We start from the raw sequence: 19,898 nt of genomic DNA, 5'->3' as shown, positions 1-19,898 counted from the left end.
GGGCTTGTCGCTTTTACAAGCTGTTTTAGGAAGCTACTTTTCTACTACTTAACACAAGTCATAACTTTCAACTCATAATTCTTAACTATAAAAATGATTCTGCTCGACGGTAAAAGAACATCGGAAGCCATTCAACAAGAGATTGCTGCTGAGGTAGCTGATATAAAAGCCAACGGAGGCAAGGTGCCGCACCTGGCTGCTATTTTGGTGGGTAATGACGGAGGCTCCGTTACGTACGTGAACAACAAGGTGCTTGCCTGTGAGCGCGTTGGCTTCGGTTCTACCCTGGTGCGCTACGATGACGATGTGACCGAAGAAGAATTGCTATACAAGATTCACGAACTGAATGAGAGCGATGAGATAGACGGCTTTATCGTGCAGCTGCCCCTGCCCAGGCACATCAACACGCAGAAGGTGCTGGAAGCGGTAGACCCTAAAAAAGACGTGGATGGTTTCCATCCAGCAAACGTAGGCCGTATGGTTGCGGGTTTATCTTCTTTTTTGCCTGCTACCCCATATGGCATCCTGCAACTGCTGGAGCGGTACAACATCGAGACAAACGGCAAGCACTGTGTAGTGATAGGCCGCAGCAACATTGTGGGTTCACCTATGAGCATCCTCATGGCGAAGGCTGCCTATCCTGGCAACGCCACTGTCACGCTCTGCCACCGCAACACCGCTGACCTGAGCTACCATACCCGCCAAGCTGACATTATCATCGCCGCAGTTGGCTTGCCTGGTTTGGTGACTGCCGATATGGTGAAAGAAGGCGCCGTGGTCATAGACGTGGGCACCACCCGCGTCCCGGATGCCTCCCGAAAATCAGGGTACAGGCTGCGTGGCGATGTGGACTTTGACAACGTGGCACCGAAGTGCAGCTACATTACGCCAGTGCCAGGCGGCGTTGGTCCGCTTACCATCGCGATGCTTTTGAAAAATACCCTGCGAGCCGCCCGCAAAGAAGTCTACGCTTAACATTCACTCAGAAGAATTTTTTACTATGCCCTCTCCTGTGACAAGGTGAGGGCATTTCTTTGGTGTGAAGTGAGCCTCTTAAGCAGAGGATGATTAGCGGCCTTCTCCCGCTGGTGGAAATGGAAAATGGAGTTTCTGCCATTTCCTTTCTTCTTTTGTCATTCCGACGAAAGGAGGAATCTGTTGCTATACCTCCCGCCGGTTCGAGCGCAGCGGGAACCGGCAGTGGAAAATGCGGAACAGTTACAGAAGTACTCATAAAAGCCGCATCTGCGCTAGCGCTGGATTCACGGCAAGAAGGGCGTGAGATTCCTCCTTTCGTCGGAATGACAGACTAGGCATGATTAGTGCGTGAGCAGGTATAGCAGGCGAAGTTTAGGTGTAGTCTTAATACACCTCTGACTCCCCTCAGGGGGAGAGTTTCCTCAGCAGCCACAGAGCAATGGCTTGGGTCAGGTGCATCGAATGAAATTCCACTGTTCGAGCGGTCAGCGAGTGGGGATAGGGGCACCGAGGAAGGAGCGTTTTGTTTCTTTTGCTTGCATTGGGGTAGGGGTCATCGATTCTCATCAAGGAGGAAAGTAAGGCCCGCCCGACCAGGGCTGGCGATGAAACAACTAACCGTGCACGCTGACAAAGCAACGACAAATAACCAAGTCCCACCAAATCCTTTAAAGGCTTGGACGAAACCCACTCATCCTGATAATGCAGTCGCAGTCTCGAAACGGAACGGAACAGCTTGCTTGGCTTGTTGCTTTTTTAACTAACTTTGCAGGTTCGCAGAGGGCTATACCTGCACAGGTATACCTACACGATTTTTTTTGATAGCCCTATACCTCAAAACAGGTATGGGGGAAGGAATACAGATTTGGAAACAGCAAAAGCATACAAGACCGCCTCAATCCATACGGTGCCCAAGGACGGCAGCGAGCTCCCTCTGATGGAGGCTTTTTATACGATACAAGGAGAGGGAGCCAACACTGGTACGGCTGCCTATTTCATTCGGCTGGGAGGCTGCGATGTGGGCTGCCACTGGTGCGATGTCAAAGAATCCTGGGACGCTGAGCTGCATCCGCTCACTTCTGTAGAGGAAATTGTCCATATGGCGGAGGCCTTTCCAGGCAAGGCGGTGGTCGTGACGGGAGGGGAGCCCCTGCTCTACAACCTCGGCCCGCTGACATCACAGCTACAGGAGCGCGGAATCCGTACCTATATTGAAACATCGGGTGCCTATCCCATCAGTGGGCACTGGGATTGGGTATGCCTTTCACCCAAAAAATTCAAAGCGCCGGATGCATCGGTCTATCCTTTTGCAGATGAGCTAAAAGTTATTATATTTAACAAATCGGATTTTGCGTGGGCTGAGGAACATGCTGCCAGGGTAGGAGCCAACACCAAGCTATACCTGCAGCCGGAGTGGAGCAAGGCCGGGCAGTTGATGCCACTGATAGTTGAGTACGTTAAAAACAATCCCCAATGGCGTGTGTCGCTGCAGACACATAAGTACATGGATATCCCGTAACAGTTTATGTTCAAACAGCTGCTTTTCACACTTGTCCTCATCTTGAGCACAGTGACTTTCGCCTTGGCTCAGTCCGGAAGGTCAGGCACCAACAACAGGAAAGCAGAGAGTCTGTTCTACAAGGCCGATGAAGCCGCCCGAGCCCGGGACTTCGACAAGGCGCTCAGCATGCTGAGTGAGGCTGTCAAGCGTGACCCGCGTTACGGCGATGCCTACGTCAAGGCGGCGCACCTGCACAAGCTCATGGGCAACAAGCCCGCCGTGTTCGAAAACCTCCAGAAAGGGCTTGAATTGCTGCCCTTTAGCCCAGCTCAATCAAACAATTACTTTGACCTGGCTGAGCTGTACTTCGACCGGGGCGACTACGAACATTCGCGCAAATACTATGAGACCTTCCTGAAGGCGAAGCCCCGAAACGCCAAAATGGTTGATTTTGCCCGTCAGCAGATTCAGTCCGCCGAGTTTGCCGCAGAGGCCATGCAGAAACCAGTGAATTTCAATCCCGTTCGGATGCCGGGCGACATAAATAAATTCGAGCTCCAGTACTTCCCTTCCACCACAGCCGACCAGCGGCAACTCATCTTCACGGCGCGGGCAGGAAGCCGGCCAGACCAGGACGAGAACATTTATGTGAGCCAGCAGCAGAACGGCACGTGGAGCCCGCCTGCCTCCATTTCGGGAGCCATCAACTCTCCTGCGAATGAAGGAGCTGCGACGATTTCCGGCGACGGCAAAACCTTGGTCTTCACCTCCTGCAACCGTCCCGATAGCCAAGGCGATTGCGACCTATACATTTCCTTCCGCAAAGGAGATGAATGGAGCAAACCCAAGAACATGGGCAATGTGGTAAACTCTAGAGCTTGGGACTCGCAGCCAAGCCTCTCCGCCGACGGACGCTCGCTCTACTTTACCTCAACCCGCGGCGGCGGTATCGGGAAAGAAGACATTTGGGTAACCTACCTGAACGAGGACGGCTCGTGGCTGAAACCGGAAAATATGGGCGAACCTGTGAACTCAAAAGGCCGCGATATGGCACCGTTTGTCCATGTGAGTGGCAGCACCTTGTACTTTGTGAGCGACGGCCACCTAGGTATGGGCGGACTGGATGTATTTATGACCAGCCAAGGCCCTGGCAGCAAATGGTCGCTGCCAGAGAACATGGGTTATCCGCTGAATACCCATGCTGACGAAGGCTCCCTCTTCATTACGGCAGACAACCAGAAAGGCTACTACTCCCGCCAGGAAATGACAGAGGCCGGTGCTTTCACCATACAGCTTTATGAGTTGGACGTACCGATGGGCTGGCGTAGCAAAGTGAGCAGTACCTACGCACAGGGCCGGGTATACCATGCCGATACAAAAAAACCTTTGGGTGCCGTCGTGCAGCTGTATGATGTGGCCAACGATTCACTGGTGCAGCAGGTAAATTCAGATGAGGTGTCAGGGGAGTATACCGTGGTGCTTTCCGAAGGCAGGCAGTATGCTCTCTATGTTTCGGCATCTGGTTTCCTGATGAACAGCCTGAGCTTTGACTATACCTCGCCCAAATCTTTGAGCCCGCTGGCGCTGGATGTATACCTGAAGCCCATCAAGTCGGGGGCTGCCATTGTCCTTAACAACCTCTTCTTCGACACGAACCAATACAAACTAGAGCGCAACTCCAAAACAGAGTTAGACAAGCTGATTACGTTCATGCGCCAGAATCCATCTGTTAGAATCGAGATATCCGGACATACCGATGATGTAGGCTCAGACCAGGCAAACAAGATGCTATCCGAACGAAGGGCAAAGTCGGTGGTGGATTACCTGAGCAGCAACAGTGTGCGCAAAGACCGCATCACCCACATCGGACACGGAGAAAGCAAACCCGTGAAACCCAATACTTCTGAAGAAAACCGCAGCCAAAACCGCCGCATTGAAATGCGGGTGTTGTAGGCCATGGCTCTGTTCTAGTAGTATGCTTTGAACTGAAGGGGCAACATCTATCTAAATATATTTTATTACTTCAGGCTTCATACCATGACCTTGTTGTATAACTTACCATGGCCGGGCCTTACTTTTTGTCTTGACACAAAGCGAGGACCCCTATCCCCAAAGCAAGCAAAAAGTCAAGATGCTCCCTTTTCGAGGAACCTACCCCACTCGCTGACCGCTCGAATAGTGGAGTGTCATTAGGTGCACCTGGTTGATGTTGCTGCTCTGTGGCTAGGTTGTAAGTATGCCTTGCTATACCTATACCTGAACCTATACAAAGTTTTCGTCTGCTATACCTGCTCACAATCCGCCTATTCTGTCATTCCGACGAAAGGAGGAATCTGTTACGCTGCCCGCCTCTGGTTCGAGCGCAGCGGGAACCGGCGGTGAGCCATGCGAGCCAATCCGCATCTTGCGTTCTCCACATTTTCCTTCCTCGCCGTCCTCAGAAAAGCCGCATCTGGGCTAGCGCTGGATGTACGGCCAAAAGGGTAACAGATTCCTCCTTTCGTCGGAATGACAGAAAGAAAATTCCGCTTATGGGAGGGGCAGGGGTGCGTCAAGTACTATGGTATGGCAACGAGTCTCCTGCCACTCTCATGTAACATAGTATAACTAATGTATTGGATAGCAGCTGCCGGATGGTATGCCTAAAAAGAACGGGCCAGCTTCTATAAAGAAGCTGGCCCGTCTGGTAAGATACCGGTGCAGACTAACGCTGCTCCATTGGAACGTAATTACGCTCTGTCGCGCCAGTATAGATTTGGCGTGGACGGCCAATAGGCTCTTTCTGCTCACGCATCTCTTTCCACTGGGCAATCCAACCTGGAAGGCGACCTAACGCGAACATCACCGTGAACATGTCGGTAGGTATACCCAATGCACGGTAGATGATACCGGAGTAGAAGTCAACGTTCGGGTATAGCTTGCGCTCCACAAAGTACGAATCGTTCAGAGCAGCTTCCTCCAGTTCCTGCGCAATAGTCAAAATCTGGTCGTTTATACCAAGTGCTGTTAATACTTCGTCAGCTGCCTTCTTTATAATCTTAGCTCGAGGGTCGAAGTTCTTGTAGACGCGGTGACCGAAACCCATCAGACGGAAAGGGTCGTCCTTGTCTTTCGCTTTCGCAATGAATTTTTTAGAGTCGCCACCGTCTGCTTTGATAGCCTCCAGCATCTCAATCACCGCCTGGTTGGCGCCACCGTGCAACGGACCCCACAGGGCACTGATGCCGGCAGACACAGAAGAGTAAAGGCTGGCATTGGCAGAGCCTACCAGACGCACAGTAGATGTAGAGCAGTTCTGCTCATGGTCTGCGTGCAGAATCAGTAGCTTGTTCAGTGCATCCACTACCACCGGATTCATTTCGTAATCTTCCGTCGGGAAGGCGAACATCATGTGCAGGAAGTTAGAGCAATAGTCCAGCTTGTTTTTAGGGTAGTTCACCGGATGACCCACTGAGTTCTTATAAGACCATGCCGCTATGGTAGGGAGTTTAGCCATCAAACGAATGATAGACAAATCTACCTCTTCCTTCGACTGGTTCGGGTTAAGCGACTCCGGGTAGAAGGCCGTGAGTGAGCTGATGAGCGCCGACAGGATGCCCATTGGATGCGCAGTAGACGGGAAGCCATCCAGAATCTTGCGCATGTCCTCGTTTACGAGCGTGTGCATCTTGATTTTACCGCTGAAGTCATCCAACTCCTGCTGGGTTGGCAATGTGCCATAAATCAACAGGTAGGCTACTTCAATGAAGTTGGATTTTTCGGCAAGCTGGTCAATAGGGTAGCCCCTGTAGCTCAGTATACCTTGCTCACCATCCAAAAAAGTGATAGCGCTAGTGGTAGCACCAGTATTTTTATAGCCTGAGTCTAGCGTGATGTAGCCTGACTCAGCCCGCAAAGAAGAAATATCGATTGCTTTTTCATCCTCGGAACCTACAACAACTGGAAGCTTGTAGGATTTTCCTTCTAAAATTATTTCAGCGTGGTCTGACATGCGTATGATTTTTTATGTCCTTGATAGTGTCTCTTGTTGGAGCGAAATTATGTATAAAATGTAATAAAATGAAACGCGGAAGAGCTTATATATGGTAAATAAACAATGTTTTAGCCGCGATGACATCCCAACCTCTGTATAAACGTTGATGTCAAAAAAAGTTTTCGCTTTTGCCCGCCTATTGCACTTCAATCAGCGCCTAGACAAAACGGGCCATCACCAGGTGCTGAAGCCTTCGTCTTCGTCGGGGGAGCTACTGCCAAACCCGGTCCTTGGGCTGAAAGGTTTGCCTCTGCCTTCGAGGTGGTTCTGCATGTCTATGTGAAGCTTGATGCGGTCCAACTCCAGAAACTCCACCCAAAGACCCTGGTCCTGTTCCGTCATACGTTCCACCAGGTCCTGCAACTGCAGCCCGGGTGCCTGTTGAATGAGGTCCTTGATGTAAGGGTCTGAGTCCACCATACCTTGAATACGAATTCTGAAATACGTGTTCAGTTCTACATACCTTTCCTCATCCCACTTCTCCATGTCTGGTTTAGCCATGCGCTTCAGATTGTCTGTTTACTGTAACGAAAGTATACTACCTAAATGTTTTCGGGGAGAGCTTAGGCTTTGGTTTTTTGAGCAATCCTGCTCCTGTCATGAATTGTGTGTCAGGCGGGTAAAGTGCCTACAGCGAAGCGATGTCCTTCCTTAGTTTGATGCCATCGTCCTGACTCAGGAACAGCGCCTGTAACGACCTAAGGCATCACGTACTTATTGATGTGCTCAAAAGCTCATGTTACTCCGAGTTCAGTAGTATCCAATTATGATGTAGATAGCTCCGGTGATTTAATTTAAAGGCTAGCTCGACCTATTCAGAGGTATAGAGAAACGTCGACTGATTGGTAAAGCCACACCTCAGTTGTGGAAGGAAAGCACCAAGCGAAGCAAGCAAAAGCTGCGACTGAGAAATCAAGCCGCTAGCTTTTGCTGTTGTTGCGCGTCTAATCCGTTTCGGACTGTCCCACTACTATGTGCCTTGGAAAAGTAGCCTAATCGTAGCTGTTCTTTTTCTTCTCCTGCTTGGCAGCCTGCTTTTCTTTTGTGGTTTTAGCTGGCTTTTTCTTTGCTTCTTTTTTTGCGTCTTGTGACTTTGCCATGGGTATAGGTTTATGGTTTAGCTAAAGGTACGTTATTTTTAGAATTTTATTTGGACTGTTCGAGTGTAACCAAAGCCTGATTTAAGGTATAACACCGCACTTGCAGTTGCTCTCAACCCCGATTAGTACGTAATTATATTCTTATTAAAAGATGCAGCTGTAAGATTTTAGTATAAAATATTGTTGATTTTGAATTTTAAAATTGAAAGCAATGTTTCCAATGTAGCCGCTTTCCATCCTGTGCCGAAATGCAAAACGATTGTGGCTAAGGTATAGCGGCCAATAAAGTTTTACGTATACATATAGAATAACATAGGGTACAAGCCAGGCAATCTCGAGAAACCGAATTCTGTCTGTGCCCTACTTCAGGCGATAGGAAGGAAGTACTGTTGCAGCAGGTACCACTACTCTTTCCAAAGCCTCTTTCCAAGCCGTTGCGCACCATCCACAACGGTAAATTTTACCATGCCGGCACCCGATATGGAAAATCAATGACAGACAATTTGAAACGCGCATAGACAAGAACGGCACGTTTTTCCGTTTTTTGATGAAATGACAGAACCGATACAAGCCAGTTTTTCGATGACCAGCATAGTTGCTTAGCAGTAGCCCTTACGCGCCCACCAGTTGAGATACTGCTTATGGCTCTATACTTATAAAATGATTCTGACTATGTTATAAAGACACACCCTATGAACATTTTAGAAAAGATAAAGACCAATTACAGTGCTTCAATGAACGAGATGACAGTAGCTGCCTATCTCGAGGAGTGTAAGAAAGACCCGAAGCTGTATGCCAAACCCGCCGAAAGGATTCTGGATGCCATCGGGGAGCCGGAGATAGTGGATACCCGCCAGGATCCGGTGCTGAGCAGAATCTTCTCCAACAAGAAAATCAAGATTTACCCTGCCTTCAAGGATTTCTATGGTATGGAGAGCACCATCGAGCAGATTGTGTCCTACTTCCGGCATTCGGCGCAGGGACTGGAGGAGAAAAAGCAGATCCTATACCTGATGGGACCGGTTGGCGGTGGAAAAAGCTCGCTGGCCGAAAAGCTGAAGCACCTCATGCAGCAGTTCCCCATCTATGTGCTCAAGGCCGATGACCAGATAAGCCCTGTGTTCGAGAGCCCACTCGGTTTGTTCGCTGACTATACCGATGAACTGGAGCAGGAGTACAACATACCAGCCCGCTACGTGCCGGGTTGCATGAGTCCATGGGCCTCCAAACGCCTGCGCGAGTACGATGGCGACATCAACCGCTTCAAGGTCATCCGGCTATACCCCTCCATACAGGAGCAGATTGCCATATCCAAGACGGAGCCGGGCGACGAGAACAACCAGGATATCTCGACGTTGGTAGGCAAGGTGGACATCCGCAAACTGGCCGAGTACCAGCAGAGCGACCCGGACGCTTATTCCTATACCGGCGGATTGTGCCTCGCTAACCAAGGCTTGCTGGAGTTCGTGGAGATGTTCAAAGCGCCCATCAAGGTGCTCAACCCACTGCTCACTGCTACCCAGGAGAAGAACTACAAAGGCACCGAACCTATCGGCGCTATACCTTTCGACGGCATTATTCTCGCTCACTCTAACGAGTCGGAGTGGTCACGCTTCCTCAACGACAAGAAGAATGAGGCCTTCCTGGACCGTATCTACAAGGTGCAGGTGCCGTACTGTCTGCGCGTAAGCGAAGAAATCAAAATCTACGAAAAGCTTATCCGCGACAGCTCGCTGCGCGACGCGCCTTGCGCGCCCAAAACGATTGAGCTGTTGGCCGAATTCTCTGTCATGTCACGCCTGAAGGAGCCGGAGAACTCCAGCATCTACTCTAAGATGCGGGTGTACAACGGCGAGACGCTGCGCGAGACAGACCCGAACGCCAAGTCCATTCAGGAGTACCGCGACGATGCCGGCATCAACGAAGGTATGCAAGGGATTTCTACCCGTTTCGCTTTCAAGATTCTATCCAAGGTGTTCAACTTCGACAGCGAGGAGATAGCCGCCAACCCCGTGCACCTGCTGTATGTGCTGGAGCAGGAGGTGATTAAGATGATGCTACCACCGGAGACGGAGTCGAAGTATTTGCACCTCATCAAGTCGGTGCTGGCCAGCAAATACGCCGCCTTCATTTCTGACGAGATTCAGAAGGCTTATATTGAATCCTACAGTTCCTATGGGCAGAACATCTTTGAGAAGTATGTCATCTACGCCGACCACTGGATGCAGAACAACGACTATCGCGACCCGGATTCAGGTGAGATTTTCGACAGGAGCATCCTCAACGAAGAGCTGGAGAAAATAGAGAAACCGGCAGGTATAGCCAACCCGAAAGACTTCCGCTCCGAGGTGACCAACTTTACGTTGCGCTACAAGGCGAACCATGGCGGGCAGAGCCCACGATGGGATTCTTACGAGAAAATCAAGAACGTCATCGAGAAGAAAATCTTCACTAACACCGAGGACCTCTTGCCAGTGGTTTCCTTCAATGCCAAATCAAACGAGGAGGATGAGAAGAAGCACAGGGACTTTACCAAAAGGATGAAGGAACGCGGCTATACCGACAAGCAGATTCGAATCCTGGTAGACTGGTTCATGCGTGTCAGAAAGACAATGGCTTAAAAAAGTCTCGAGTTCTGAGTCTCGAGGTATGAGTTGTAACTAGGGTAGATTGATGGTTTATAAGCTATGTGTAATCATTTTATGCAGGCTGATTCCATGGCTTCTCTTACTTCCTACTTGACTCAATACTCAGAACTCTGGACTCAGAACTTCAACTCTTAACTCCAAAACTCAAATGTCCCACATCATCGATAGGAGAAAGAACGACAAGGGGAAGTCTACCGGAAACCGGCAGAAGTTCCTGAAGCGGGTGGAGAGCCAGATTAAGAAGGCCATACCGGATATCATCAGTCAGGAGAGCATCAAGGACAGCAACACGGGCGGCAGTGTGAAGGTACCCGTGCGCCGTCTGGATGAGCCGAGCTTCCGGCACGATGCCAAGACCGGCAAAAAGCAGGTGGTGAAGCCCGGCAACGATCGCTTCAGCGAAGGCGACCGCATCCCCAAACCCAAAGGCGGTGGCGGGGGCAGTGGGAACGGCAAGGGTTCCAACAGTCCGGAGGTAACAGAGGATGAGTTTACGGTGGTCTTGTCGCGGGAAGAGTTCCTGAAGTATTTCTTTGATGACCTGGAACTGCCCAACCTGGTGAAGAAGATGATGGAGAGCACCGAGAGCTTTGAGATGAAACGGGCCGGCTATACCCGCGACAGTGTCCCTTCCCGGCTCAACATCAAGACCAGCTTTCAGCAGTCGCTGGGGCGGCAACTGGCTCTGAAGGGGGCTTTTGAAATAAAACTCAGGAAGCTGTTGGAGCAGTTAGACAACACCAGCGATGAGCTGAAAAGAGCAGCTCTGGAAGTGGAAATTGAGAAGGTAAGGCGGCAGGCCGCTACTATTCCGTTTTTTGAAGACATTGACCTGCGCTATAACAACTTTGAGCGGGTGCCTATACCTGTCACCTCAGCCGTGATGTTCTGCATCATGGATGTGTCGGCCTCTATGGGACAACACGAGAAGGACATTGCCAAGCGCTTCTTCACGCTGCTTTACATCTTCCTGACGCGCCAGTACAAGAATGTGGAGCTGGTGTTTATCAGGCACCATACCGAGGCCAAAGAGGTGAACGAAGAGGAGTTCTTCAACTCCCGCGAGAGCGGCGGCACTGTGGTCGCGCCTTCTCTAAAACTGATGGACAAAATCATGCGCGAGCGCTATGACCAGAGTTGGAACGTGTACTGTTGCCAGGCATCAGACGGCGATGTCTGGTCGAAGCAGGATGCCATGCAATGCAAGAACCTGGTGCAGGAGACAATACTCCCATCCATCCAGTATATGGCCTACATCGAAATCAACAGCAGGGACAGGGAGAGTGACCTGTGGCAGGCGTACAATCGCATCAGCAACGACGATAATTTCGCCATCAGGCACATTTATGAAGTGTATGAGATTTGGCCGGTCTTTCAAGGGCTGTTTCGGAAACGGAGTGAGGTAGAGGCGTGAGCGCAAGCAGGAGGTGTGATTTAGCTATGCTATACCTTAGTTCGTAGCAACTGCTTTTGCTGTCAGCGTCCGGTTGTTGTTCCATCGCTTCGCCTGTGCGGCGGGCACCTACTTTTTTCCTTGATGAAAAAAGTAGGCAAAAAAATCAAGACGCTCCAAACTCGCTGAACGCTCGAACAGTGGAGCGTCCACTAGGTGCACCTGGCAGTTGTCTTTGCTCCGTAGCTGCTGGTGTAAGTATGCCTTGCTATACCTGCCAGTGTTCATGTGCTATAACGCTTCTATGTGACGAACAGTAGCGGCAGAAACTCCCCCTTCGAAGGGGGCAGGGGGACGTCAATCGTGCAATAGGAGGGTAGCTGAACCCAAAGACGCTACACTTTTTCATCGAACATGCATTTTCAAACGCCATGACAGACAAAGAGAAATACAAGGCCATGTTCTGCAACCCCAACTGGGATTACCAGACGCTGGAGGCGGCGGACGAAGTGATTGGCCGCATCGGAAAAGAATACCTCAAGCTGAAGACTTACCCAAACCAGATTGAGATTGTGACCTCGGAGCAGATGCTCGATGCCTACGCCCTGACCGGTCTGCCGACTTCCTACCCGCATTGGAAATTCGGGAAGGACTTCGTGCTCAACCAGAATAACTATACCAAGGGTCGAATGGGGCTCTCATACGAGCTGGTCATTAATTCCAACCCCTGCATCAGCTACAACATGGAGAACAACTCCACCTGCATGATGCTGCTCGTGATTGCCCATGCCTGCCAGGGCCATAATGCCTTCTTCGCCAACAACTACATGTTTCTGGACTGGACGTCCGCCGATTCTATTGTCGATTATATGGTGTTTGCCCGCGATTTTATCCTGAAGTGCGAGGAGGAGTACGGCGAAGAGGAGGTGGAGATGGTTTTGGATGCGGCGCACGCCCTCATGCACCATGGCGTAGACAAGTACAAGAAACCCTCCAAGCTATCGGCCAAAGAGGAAAACGAACGGCTGAAAATGCTGACGTCCGTCAAGCGCGAAAACTACAACGAAATCTGGAAAACGCTCCCCAAAGCGCCCGCTATACCTGTTGCAGGGCTGGGGGAGGAGCACAAGTTTCCGAAGGAGCCGGAGGAGAATATCCTGTACTTTATTGAGAAGTACGCACCGGCGCTGCCGCAATGGAAGCGCGAAATCATCCGGATAGTGCGCAAGGTCTCCCAATACTTCTATCCACAGGGTGCCACCAAGGTGATGAACGAGGGCTTTGCTACTTTCGTCCATTACCACATCATCAACAAAATGTTTGAGGAGGGCTACGTGAACGATGGCTTCATGCTGGAGTTCATCAAGAGCCACAGCGGTGTGATTTACCAGCCCGAGTACAACAGCAAGTACTACTCCGGTCTCAACCCCTATACCTTGGGTTTCAATATTTTTATGGATATCAAGCGCATCTGTCAGCAGCCTACCGCCGAGGACAGGCTATGGTTCCCGGACCTAATTGGGAAGGACTGGCTGGAGCAGGTGCACTATGTGATGGAGAACTTCCGCGACGACAGTTTCATCCTGCAGTACCTTTCCCCGAAGGTCATCCGCGACATGAAGCTTTTTACGCTCATCGACAACGAGAACGACGAAAAGTTTGAGATTGGCGCCATCCATAACGAGCGCGGTTACCGCAAGGTACGGGAGCAACTGAGCCACCAGTACGACCGTTCCTCCTATGTGCCCAACATACAGGTGACCAAAGTAGACCTGCACCAAACCAGTAAGCTATACCTGACCCACTACATCCAAAAGGACCGTCGGCTGGATTCGCAAAGTGCCAAAGCGACGCTGGAGTACATTCGCTATCTCTGGGGCTTCCCAGTAGAGTTGCAATCCAAAAATAAACTGGGCATCAACGAGAGCTCCTTTGAGGTGAAGTAGGAGAGTAGTCATTCCTTGCCGCTTCTGTCATTTGGACGAAAGGAGAAATCTTATACCCTAGCCACTGCGGTACGAGCGCAGCGGGAACCGGCGGTAAATTCTGCCGGACGCCCTGCACCTGGCATTTTAACTCTATTCCCTTCCTTACCGCCTTCAGAAAAGCCGCATCTGCGCTGGCGCTGGATGTGCGGCAGCAAGCGTATGAGATTTCCTCAATCGTCGAAATGACAACAAAGGTGGTAGGAATGCACAGGGGAAGTATGCAATGAAAATGTGGAGCAGAATGAAAGGAGGGACTCTTTTACCCTTTCACCCGCTGTTCCAGGAACTCCCGCAGGCCCTGCTCAAACAACTGAACTTCCTGCATAGTGTTATAAGGAGCTAATCCAATTCGGACCCAGCCGCCCATGGGGTTTACGCCCAGCTTCTCTGCCAGGGTGGAGGCGTAGAAGTGGCCATCAGCGATGCACATGCGGTAGCGCTCAGCAAACCAACCGGTTACCTCACGGGCTTTCACGCCATTCACAGTAAAGGCGAAGGTAGGCGTTTTGTGGAAACCTTGCGGGGCACGGTACAACTTGATATGCGGTAGCTGCGTCAGGAAATTTTCCAGCCGATTGGTCAGTTCCTGCTCGTGCGCCTCTATGCGCTGCATACCTGACTGCAGCCGCTCTCTTCGGGTAGCGCCTTGCCCCAGATTTTCGATGAAGTTAATGGCCCCAATCAGACCGGCGATGGCCTCATGGTTTTGCGTGCCTGTCTCCAGTTTATCCGGAATTTGCTGTGGTGCAGGTGCGAGTTTGTATACGGCCAGCTTCTCAAACAACGAGGCCGCAATGACGGCTATACCTATGTGCGGGCCAAAGAATTTGTAAGCGGAGCAGAGGAGTACATCGCAACCTATCGTCTGGAAATCGATGGAGAGGTGCGGCACCGCGTGCACGGCATCCACCACCACCAGCGCGTTCACCTCCTTCGCCCGGGCGATAATGCGCTCTATATCCGATACCGTACCGGTCACATTAGACGACATCCCCACGGCCACCAGCTTTGTTTTATCCGTGATGATTTCCTCCAGGTTCTCCAGGTTCAAGGTATAGGTTTCCGGATTCACCTCTATGAACTTTACTCTAGAGTTTTTGTCTTTGGCCAGCGTCACCCAGGGGTCCACGTTGGCGCGGTGGTCCAGCTCGGTCACGACAACTTCATCCTCTGAGGTTAAAAATGCTCCCAGACCCCGGGCGATGGAGAAGGCGAGAGACGTCATGTTCTGACCGAAGGCCACTTCTTCAGGAGCGCAGTGCAGCAGGTCGGCCACCGCCTTACGGCCTTCCAGCAGCAGGTTGTCGGTTTCCACGCTGGTTGGGAAGGCGCCGTGCAGGTTGGCCATACCGCCAGTGATATAAGCTGTCATACCTTCCAGCGCCTGCTGGGCCATCTGGGTGCCACCCGGTCCGTCAAAAAAGATGAAAGGCTTTTTGTCTGCTGTTTCGTTCAGTGCCGGAAACTGGGCACGCAGCTGCTCTACTGAAAAATGACTCATATTGCTTCTGATTGAAAGTCTTGAATGAATAACTAGAATAATGCCTGAAGCAAAATATTCGGGTACAAGAGTATTGGGAGTTGTGACCTCTCTCTTCACAAACTGTCATTCCGACGATAGGGAGGATTTCATATTCTTCCGGCCACAAGTTCAGCGAAGCGTTAACGCGGCTTTCTGTAGGCCCCTTCTATATCCGACTCTTCATAGTTTCACCGCCGATTGCCGCTGCACTCGAACCGGCGGTGGCTATGGTAACAGATTCCTCCTTTCGTCGGAATGACATGAGCAGGGCGGAATGACAGAAATTCTAGCCTCTGAATCCACCTCCCTCATATACGCTTCGGAAGGTGTAAAACTGACGTACGAATCTTTAATCGTTGAAATGGTACAGGAACGTGATGATGCCAGTGTAGGCAGGTTTCTTACTGCCCTCGATTTCCAGCGTCACTTCCAGACGGGCTTTGGCGATGCCGCGCAGGTTCTTCACCGATAGGAGCATAGCCCGCAGGCGCACGCGGCTGTTCACGGTCACGGCCTGGTTAAAACGGAGACTCTCAATCTCATAATTGACCTGCATCTTCAGGTTCTCGATGGATGTGATTTGAGACCACAGGTAGGGCAGCAGCGAAACAGTCAGGTAGCCGTGCGCGATGGTGGCTCCGAATGGCGATTCCGTTTTAGCGCGCTCCCCATCCAGGTGTATCCACTGGTAATCCAGGGTGGCCTCCGCGAATTTGGTAATCTGTTCCTGCGTGATGGTATGGTATTCCGATACCCCCATTTCCTTGCCCTCGTACTGTTCCAGCTCCTGCAGGCTCCTGATGGTTAATTGGCTCATTGTTATGTTTGTTGTTTGTGTCGGTGAATCACTATTCCAGAACCATTGGCTGTTTCCAGAGTAGCTTATAGTGTAGATAATTGTTACAAAGCCGAATATAGAGAAAACTATGAAGTATAACCAACTCGGAAAATCAGACCTGCGGGTGAGTGAAATCAGCTTTGGCTGCATGTCGCTGGGCAACAGCGACTCCGACAATGCCAAACTGCTGCGCCAGGCATTGGACAAAGGCATCAATTACTTTGATACGGCTGACCTGTACGACAAAGGGCAGAATGAGGAGACCGTGGGAAAGGCATTCCGAGGTATGCGCGAAGGTCATCATCGCCACCAAAGTGGGCAACCAGTGGCGGCCCGATGGCAGCGGCTGGGACTGGAACCCGAGCAAAGCCTACATTCTGCAGGCGGCGGAGGCAAGCCTGCATCGCCTGCAAACCGACTACATCGACCTCTACCAATTGCACGGCGGCACCATAGACGACCCCATGGACGAAACGATTGAAGCGTTCGAGCTACTGAAGGAGCAAGGCAAAATCAGGTACTACGGCATCTCCTCCATCCGGCCCAACGTCATACGCAAATATATAAAACGCTCCGACATCACCAGTGTCATGCTGCAATACAGCCTGCTGGACCGCAGGCCTGAGGAGACGGTGCTGGACCAGTTGCAGCAGCACCAGATTGGGGTACTGGCACGCGGCAGCTTGGCGCAGGGGCTTCTGGCCGGGAAGCCTGCCAAAGATTACCTGGGCTATACCTCCGAGCAGGTGCGACAGGCAGCCGAGGCTGTGCAGGGTGTGGCGGGCACAAAACGCAAGCTCGCTGAGGTGGCGGTGCGGTACGTGCTGCACCATCCGGTGGTGAGTTCGGCCGTGCTCGGCATCCGGACCAAGGAGCAACTGGAAGATGCGTTGGCAGCGGCATCGTCGGTTGCGTTGAGCCAGCAGGAAATGCAAACCCTACGAGAGTTGCTACCGCCTAACAGGTATACCGAGCACCGGTGAGGCGGCATCACCCTTACCTGCTGATGGGTATAGAAACACTCAAATTCAGCCGCACACCGCTCCAGTTAGGAGTGAGTTTGTCGTTGTTGTGATTCCGCACCAGGTAGTGGTCGGGGTTGCCCGGCACATGGAACGGTCCGTTCATACTGGCCAGGTAGCCCAGGGTGAGCTGCACCGGAAAGTTGCGCACCGGGTACTGCAGACCCAGGTAGGGCTTCAGGCCGAGCCCAAAGGAGTTGAATTTTTCCTCGCTTGAATCGGAGCTTTCGTAAATGCGGGTATAGCCTGCCACTTTCAGCCGGCTCATGAAAAAGTTGGTCTCGGCACCGGCCACCCAATGGAGCGGACCAGCACCAAACGGCTTCTGTATATAATACAGGAGGCCCAGCGCATTATAGCTCACAAAGGAGTCATACCGTATCTCGCCAGAATAGTCTTCGTAGATGACGCGGCCACCCGTAGAACCCCGTTCCAAGAAAAGACCGGCCCGGCTGTGCTCGCTCAGGTAGCCCACCACGTTCAGGCCAAATTGGAAATAAGCCCCAAACTCATCTGTGGCTTCGGCATCCACCAGAATTCCATCCATAAGCGTCTGCTGGAACTCCTGCATGTGCTTCATGCTGAAGGAGCCGTAGCCCAACCGCGGCTCCAGGTATAGGGTGGGTTGTGCCACTGCCTTGCCAACCATTAAGAGTAACAGGACAACCAGGATAGAAAAAGAAAAGTGTCGCATAGCTTAGAGGGGAATGTAGCGTTCGGGTGAGAAAATCCTGTCTTTGTACACAAAGGCCGTCACATCAGGAGCCAGTTTCAGCTTGCGCACCAGCTGACCTGTCTCAATGTTGTAGATGTGCAGGTGCCGCTGGGCTGGGAAGGTTTCCGTGTTCTCATACAAGTATCCGGAGGCGGGGTCTATCTCATGGCGCCCATATGTCGTTTCGGTGGTCAGGGTCTTCATCTTGGCACCTGTCTGGATGGAGTAGAAGCTGACCATGCGTTCTTCTTTCACTGTGTACCAGGGTTTGGTCGGGTGGAACCTGAAATCGCTGGTGTAATTCGAGGTGCGAGTGTGCGGCTGCCAGGTGCCGTCTGGCTGCTCTGCGTAGAGGTAGGGGTACACGCGCATGGCTTTTCCGTCAGGGCTGAGGGCGGCGTAGCGGGCTCCGTTATCAGTTGCTATTTTAGTGAGGAGCTTCCGGGTATTCATGTCCACTACGTATACCGTGTCACGTCCTGAGTCCCAACCTATGGGCGACGCAATGAGCAGGCGGTTGTCGTTGCTCACGCTGATGCCTTTGGTGTAGTAGCTGACGTATGGCAGCAAATCGCGCAGCTTATAGATGCGCGTGGTCCGAAGGGTGGCCGGGTCCAACTGGTGGATGTCGTTGTTCAGAATCAGGTAGGCTTGGCGGCCGTTCACTGAGAAAGCACCCTGTGGAAAATTGGCTTCTCTAGTCGTGGCGCCTACATCCCTTTTGTGCAGGACCTCCATGGTGGTGGCATCTACCAGGTGCAGCGTACCTTGGTTCCAGACGTAGAAGCGGTCTGTTCCCACGCTACGCTGTATCAGGGCATCGTGGTATGGTCCCCAGGCTTTGCCCCGCCCGGGTATGTGGAACCAGGAAGTGGGCCTTTCATGCAGATGGTGGTAATTGATGTTTTTGGGCTTGGTCGCCAGGCTGCTGTAGAAGTCTTTTCCGAAGCCGGGGTCAGGGAAGGTCTTCACCGTATCCTTCACCTCATAACTCTGGAAGGTGAAATGGCCATCCTGGGTGCTCAGGTGGTAGTATTCGAAGTTCTTGTAAAAAGGCGTGGAGCTGAAGGTGAGGGTCGCTTCGTTCGCCGCGTTGTAGGTCGTGCTCAGCAGTGCTGGCAAAGGATGGTGGAAGGAGGTGGCGGGGCCGGCTGTGCCGTCGGTATACTGTTTCTCTTCCAGGTGCACCACTATGTTATAGGATGCCAGGCCGCCAATGTAGGAGTTGTCGAGCCAGGTGGTGTCGTTGGGGTTGCTGAAAGTGGCCAGTGTCCGGTACTCCGAGTCGTTTGTCTGGCGGCGCAGCTCCATGGATTTGAACCAGCGGCCTTTGAAGGGTTTCCAGGAGATGCGTAGCTGCCCATCTTCGGGTTTGATGCTCGTGATGACAGGCACGGCCGGCGAGGCATTGTCCACGAGCACGACCCAGGTGCGGGACACTACCACCATTTCGGCCCTATACCTGTCGGCGAGGCTGCCAGTGCCGGAGTTGGCGTAGGCAGAATATTTGAGCACGTGGTAACCATCCGTGAATTTCTCTGACTCGAAATAATAGCCACCGGAGCCAGTGGACTCCGAGAGCAGCTTGCCGTCCAGCTCCAGCTTGTGGCCGTAGAACTCGCGTCCGGGCAGGAACAGCTTGAAGAAGAGGTTCAGGTTTCCCCGCGCCACCACCGTATCCTCCTGCTCGTGCAGGGTGATATCAGCAATGACTTCCGGGTCGGGGTTGATGTCTTTGAAGTTGCTGCCTGAGGGACCGTAGTCGCAGCCCAGCAGCAGGCATGGCAATGAGAGAAAGAGCAGGCGTAAAAGTCGTTTCATAGGCGGCCAATGGTAGGAGGAACACAGGATGTAAGAACCGCAAATATACAGATAGGCAGATAACTATATAGTGTTTCTTCTGAAAAATCGTCCTATTCCCGGCGCATGCAAAACAGGTATAGCCGGTGTTAAATGGCTATACCTGTTTACAAGGCAGCCGCCGCTATCCCCTTAGGTGTTGGAACCGTTATGGTGGCCGGCAATTCAGGTATACCTGTGCACGATTGATACAACCCTAGCTTCTCTCAAGAGGAAGACTTGGAACGATAGCTTGCTGACTTCAAAGGAGGGACTTTCTCCTCTGTCATTCCGACGAAAGGAGGAATCTGTTACCACAGC

The 19,898-nt window shown here is 51.8% G+C and carries 13 protein-coding genes and 1 pseudogene; 8 read left to right on the top strand and 6 right to left on the bottom strand.

Annotated elements, in window-relative coordinates; all coding sequences use genetic code 11:
• Positions 1-93 precede the first annotated feature (93 nt).
• The 3 genes from B051_RS0110590 (at position 94) to B051_RS0110580 (ending at position 4,432) form a co-directional block, all read left to right on the top strand.
• A complete protein-coding gene (locus B051_RS0110590; protein ID WP_018478177.1) occupies positions 94-975 on the top strand; it encodes a bifunctional 5,10-methylenetetrahydrofolate dehydrogenase/5,10-methenyltetrahydrofolate cyclohydrolase in 882 nt (293 codons plus the stop codon).
• Positions 976-1,843: 868 nt separating this feature from the next.
• Positions 1,844-2,497 (top strand): 7-carboxy-7-deazaguanine synthase QueE, encoded by a 654-nt coding sequence (locus B051_RS0110585; RefSeq protein ID WP_018478176.1) that lies wholly within the window; start codon positions 1,844-1,846, stop codon positions 2,495-2,497.
• Positions 2,498-2,503: 6 nt separating this feature from the next.
• Complete coding sequence (locus B051_RS0110580) at positions 2,504-4,432, top strand: OmpA family protein (RefSeq protein WP_018478175.1); 1,929 nt, start codon at positions 2,504-2,506, stop codon at positions 4,430-4,432.
• A gap of 751 nt (positions 4,433-5,183) precedes the next feature.
• On the opposite strand, the gene B051_RS0110575 is transcribed toward B051_RS0110580, so the two are convergent.
• Positions 5,184-6,470, bottom strand: coding sequence for a citrate synthase (locus B051_RS0110575; RefSeq protein ID WP_018478174.1), 1,287 nt, complete (start codon positions 6,468-6,470; stop codon positions 5,184-5,186).
• 216 nt (positions 6,471-6,686) lie between these two features.
• Positions 6,687-7,013, bottom strand: a complete 327-nt coding sequence (locus tag B051_RS0110570) for a hypothetical protein (protein ID WP_018478173.1) — start codon at positions 7,011-7,013, stop codon at positions 6,687-6,689.
• Positions 7,014-8,304: 1,291 nt separating this feature from the next.
• Between B051_RS0110570 and B051_RS0110560 the strand changes: the two genes are divergently transcribed.
• The 3 genes from B051_RS0110560 (at position 8,305) to B051_RS0110545 (ending at position 13,599) form a co-directional block, all read left to right on the top strand.
• Positions 8,305-10,233: a PrkA family serine protein kinase gene (locus B051_RS0110560; protein WP_018478171.1), complete on the top strand. Its 1,929-nt coding sequence runs from the start codon at positions 8,305-8,307 to the stop codon at positions 10,231-10,233.
• Between the two features lie 175 nt (positions 10,234-10,408).
• Positions 10,409-11,674, top strand: coding sequence for a YeaH/YhbH family protein (locus tag B051_RS0110555; RefSeq protein WP_018478170.1), 1,266 nt, complete (start codon positions 10,409-10,411; stop codon positions 11,672-11,674).
• Between the two features lie 410 nt (positions 11,675-12,084).
• Entirely contained in the window at positions 12,085-13,599 is a 1,515-nt protein-coding gene (locus tag B051_RS0110545) for a SpoVR family protein (RefSeq protein ID WP_018478168.1), read from the top strand.
• A 301-nt stretch (positions 13,600-13,900) separates the two neighbouring features.
• On the opposite strand, the gene B051_RS0110540 is transcribed toward B051_RS0110545, so the two are convergent.
• Together B051_RS0110540 and B051_RS0110535 are read right to left on the bottom strand one after the other, a co-directional pair.
• The gene (locus B051_RS0110540) at positions 13,901-15,142 is read right to left on the bottom strand and encodes a cysteine desulfurase-like protein (RefSeq protein ID WP_018478167.1); all 1,242 of its coding nucleotides are present in this window, start codon (positions 15,140-15,142) and stop codon (positions 13,901-13,903) included.
• Between the two features lie 370 nt (positions 15,143-15,512).
• Positions 15,513-15,980 (bottom strand): MaoC family dehydratase, encoded by a 468-nt coding sequence (locus tag B051_RS0110535; protein WP_018478166.1) that lies wholly within the window; start codon positions 15,978-15,980, stop codon positions 15,513-15,515.
• Between the two features lie 109 nt (positions 15,981-16,089).
• Between B051_RS0110535 and B051_RS23000 the strand changes: the two are divergent.
• Positions 16,090-16,227: pseudogene (locus B051_RS23000) on the top strand (aldo/keto reductase); the annotation flags it as partial.
• Positions 16,228-16,255: 28 nt separating this feature from the next.
• Positions 16,256-16,984, top strand: a complete 729-nt coding sequence (locus tag B051_RS21825; RefSeq protein ID WP_281163466.1) for an aldo/keto reductase — start codon at positions 16,256-16,258, stop codon at positions 16,982-16,984.
• A 13-nt stretch (positions 16,985-16,997) separates the two neighbouring features.
• Here B051_RS21825 and B051_RS0110525 read toward each other — a convergent pair whose 3' ends face one another.
• Positions 16,998-17,717, bottom strand: coding sequence for a hypothetical protein (locus B051_RS0110525; RefSeq protein WP_157578740.1), 720 nt, complete (start codon positions 17,715-17,717; stop codon positions 16,998-17,000).
• A 3-nt stretch (positions 17,718-17,720) separates the two neighbouring features.
• Positions 17,721-19,559, bottom strand: a complete 1,839-nt coding sequence (locus B051_RS0110520) for a YncE family protein (RefSeq protein WP_157578738.1) — start codon at positions 19,557-19,559, stop codon at positions 17,721-17,723.
• Positions 19,560-19,898 lie beyond the last annotated feature (339 nt).

This window comes from Pontibacter roseus DSM 17521 (assembly GCF_000373265.1).
Lineage (GTDB): Bacteria > Bacteroidota > Bacteroidia > Cytophagales > Hymenobacteraceae > Pontibacter > Pontibacter roseus.
This window is presented reverse-complemented; position numbering and strand designations above follow the sequence as displayed.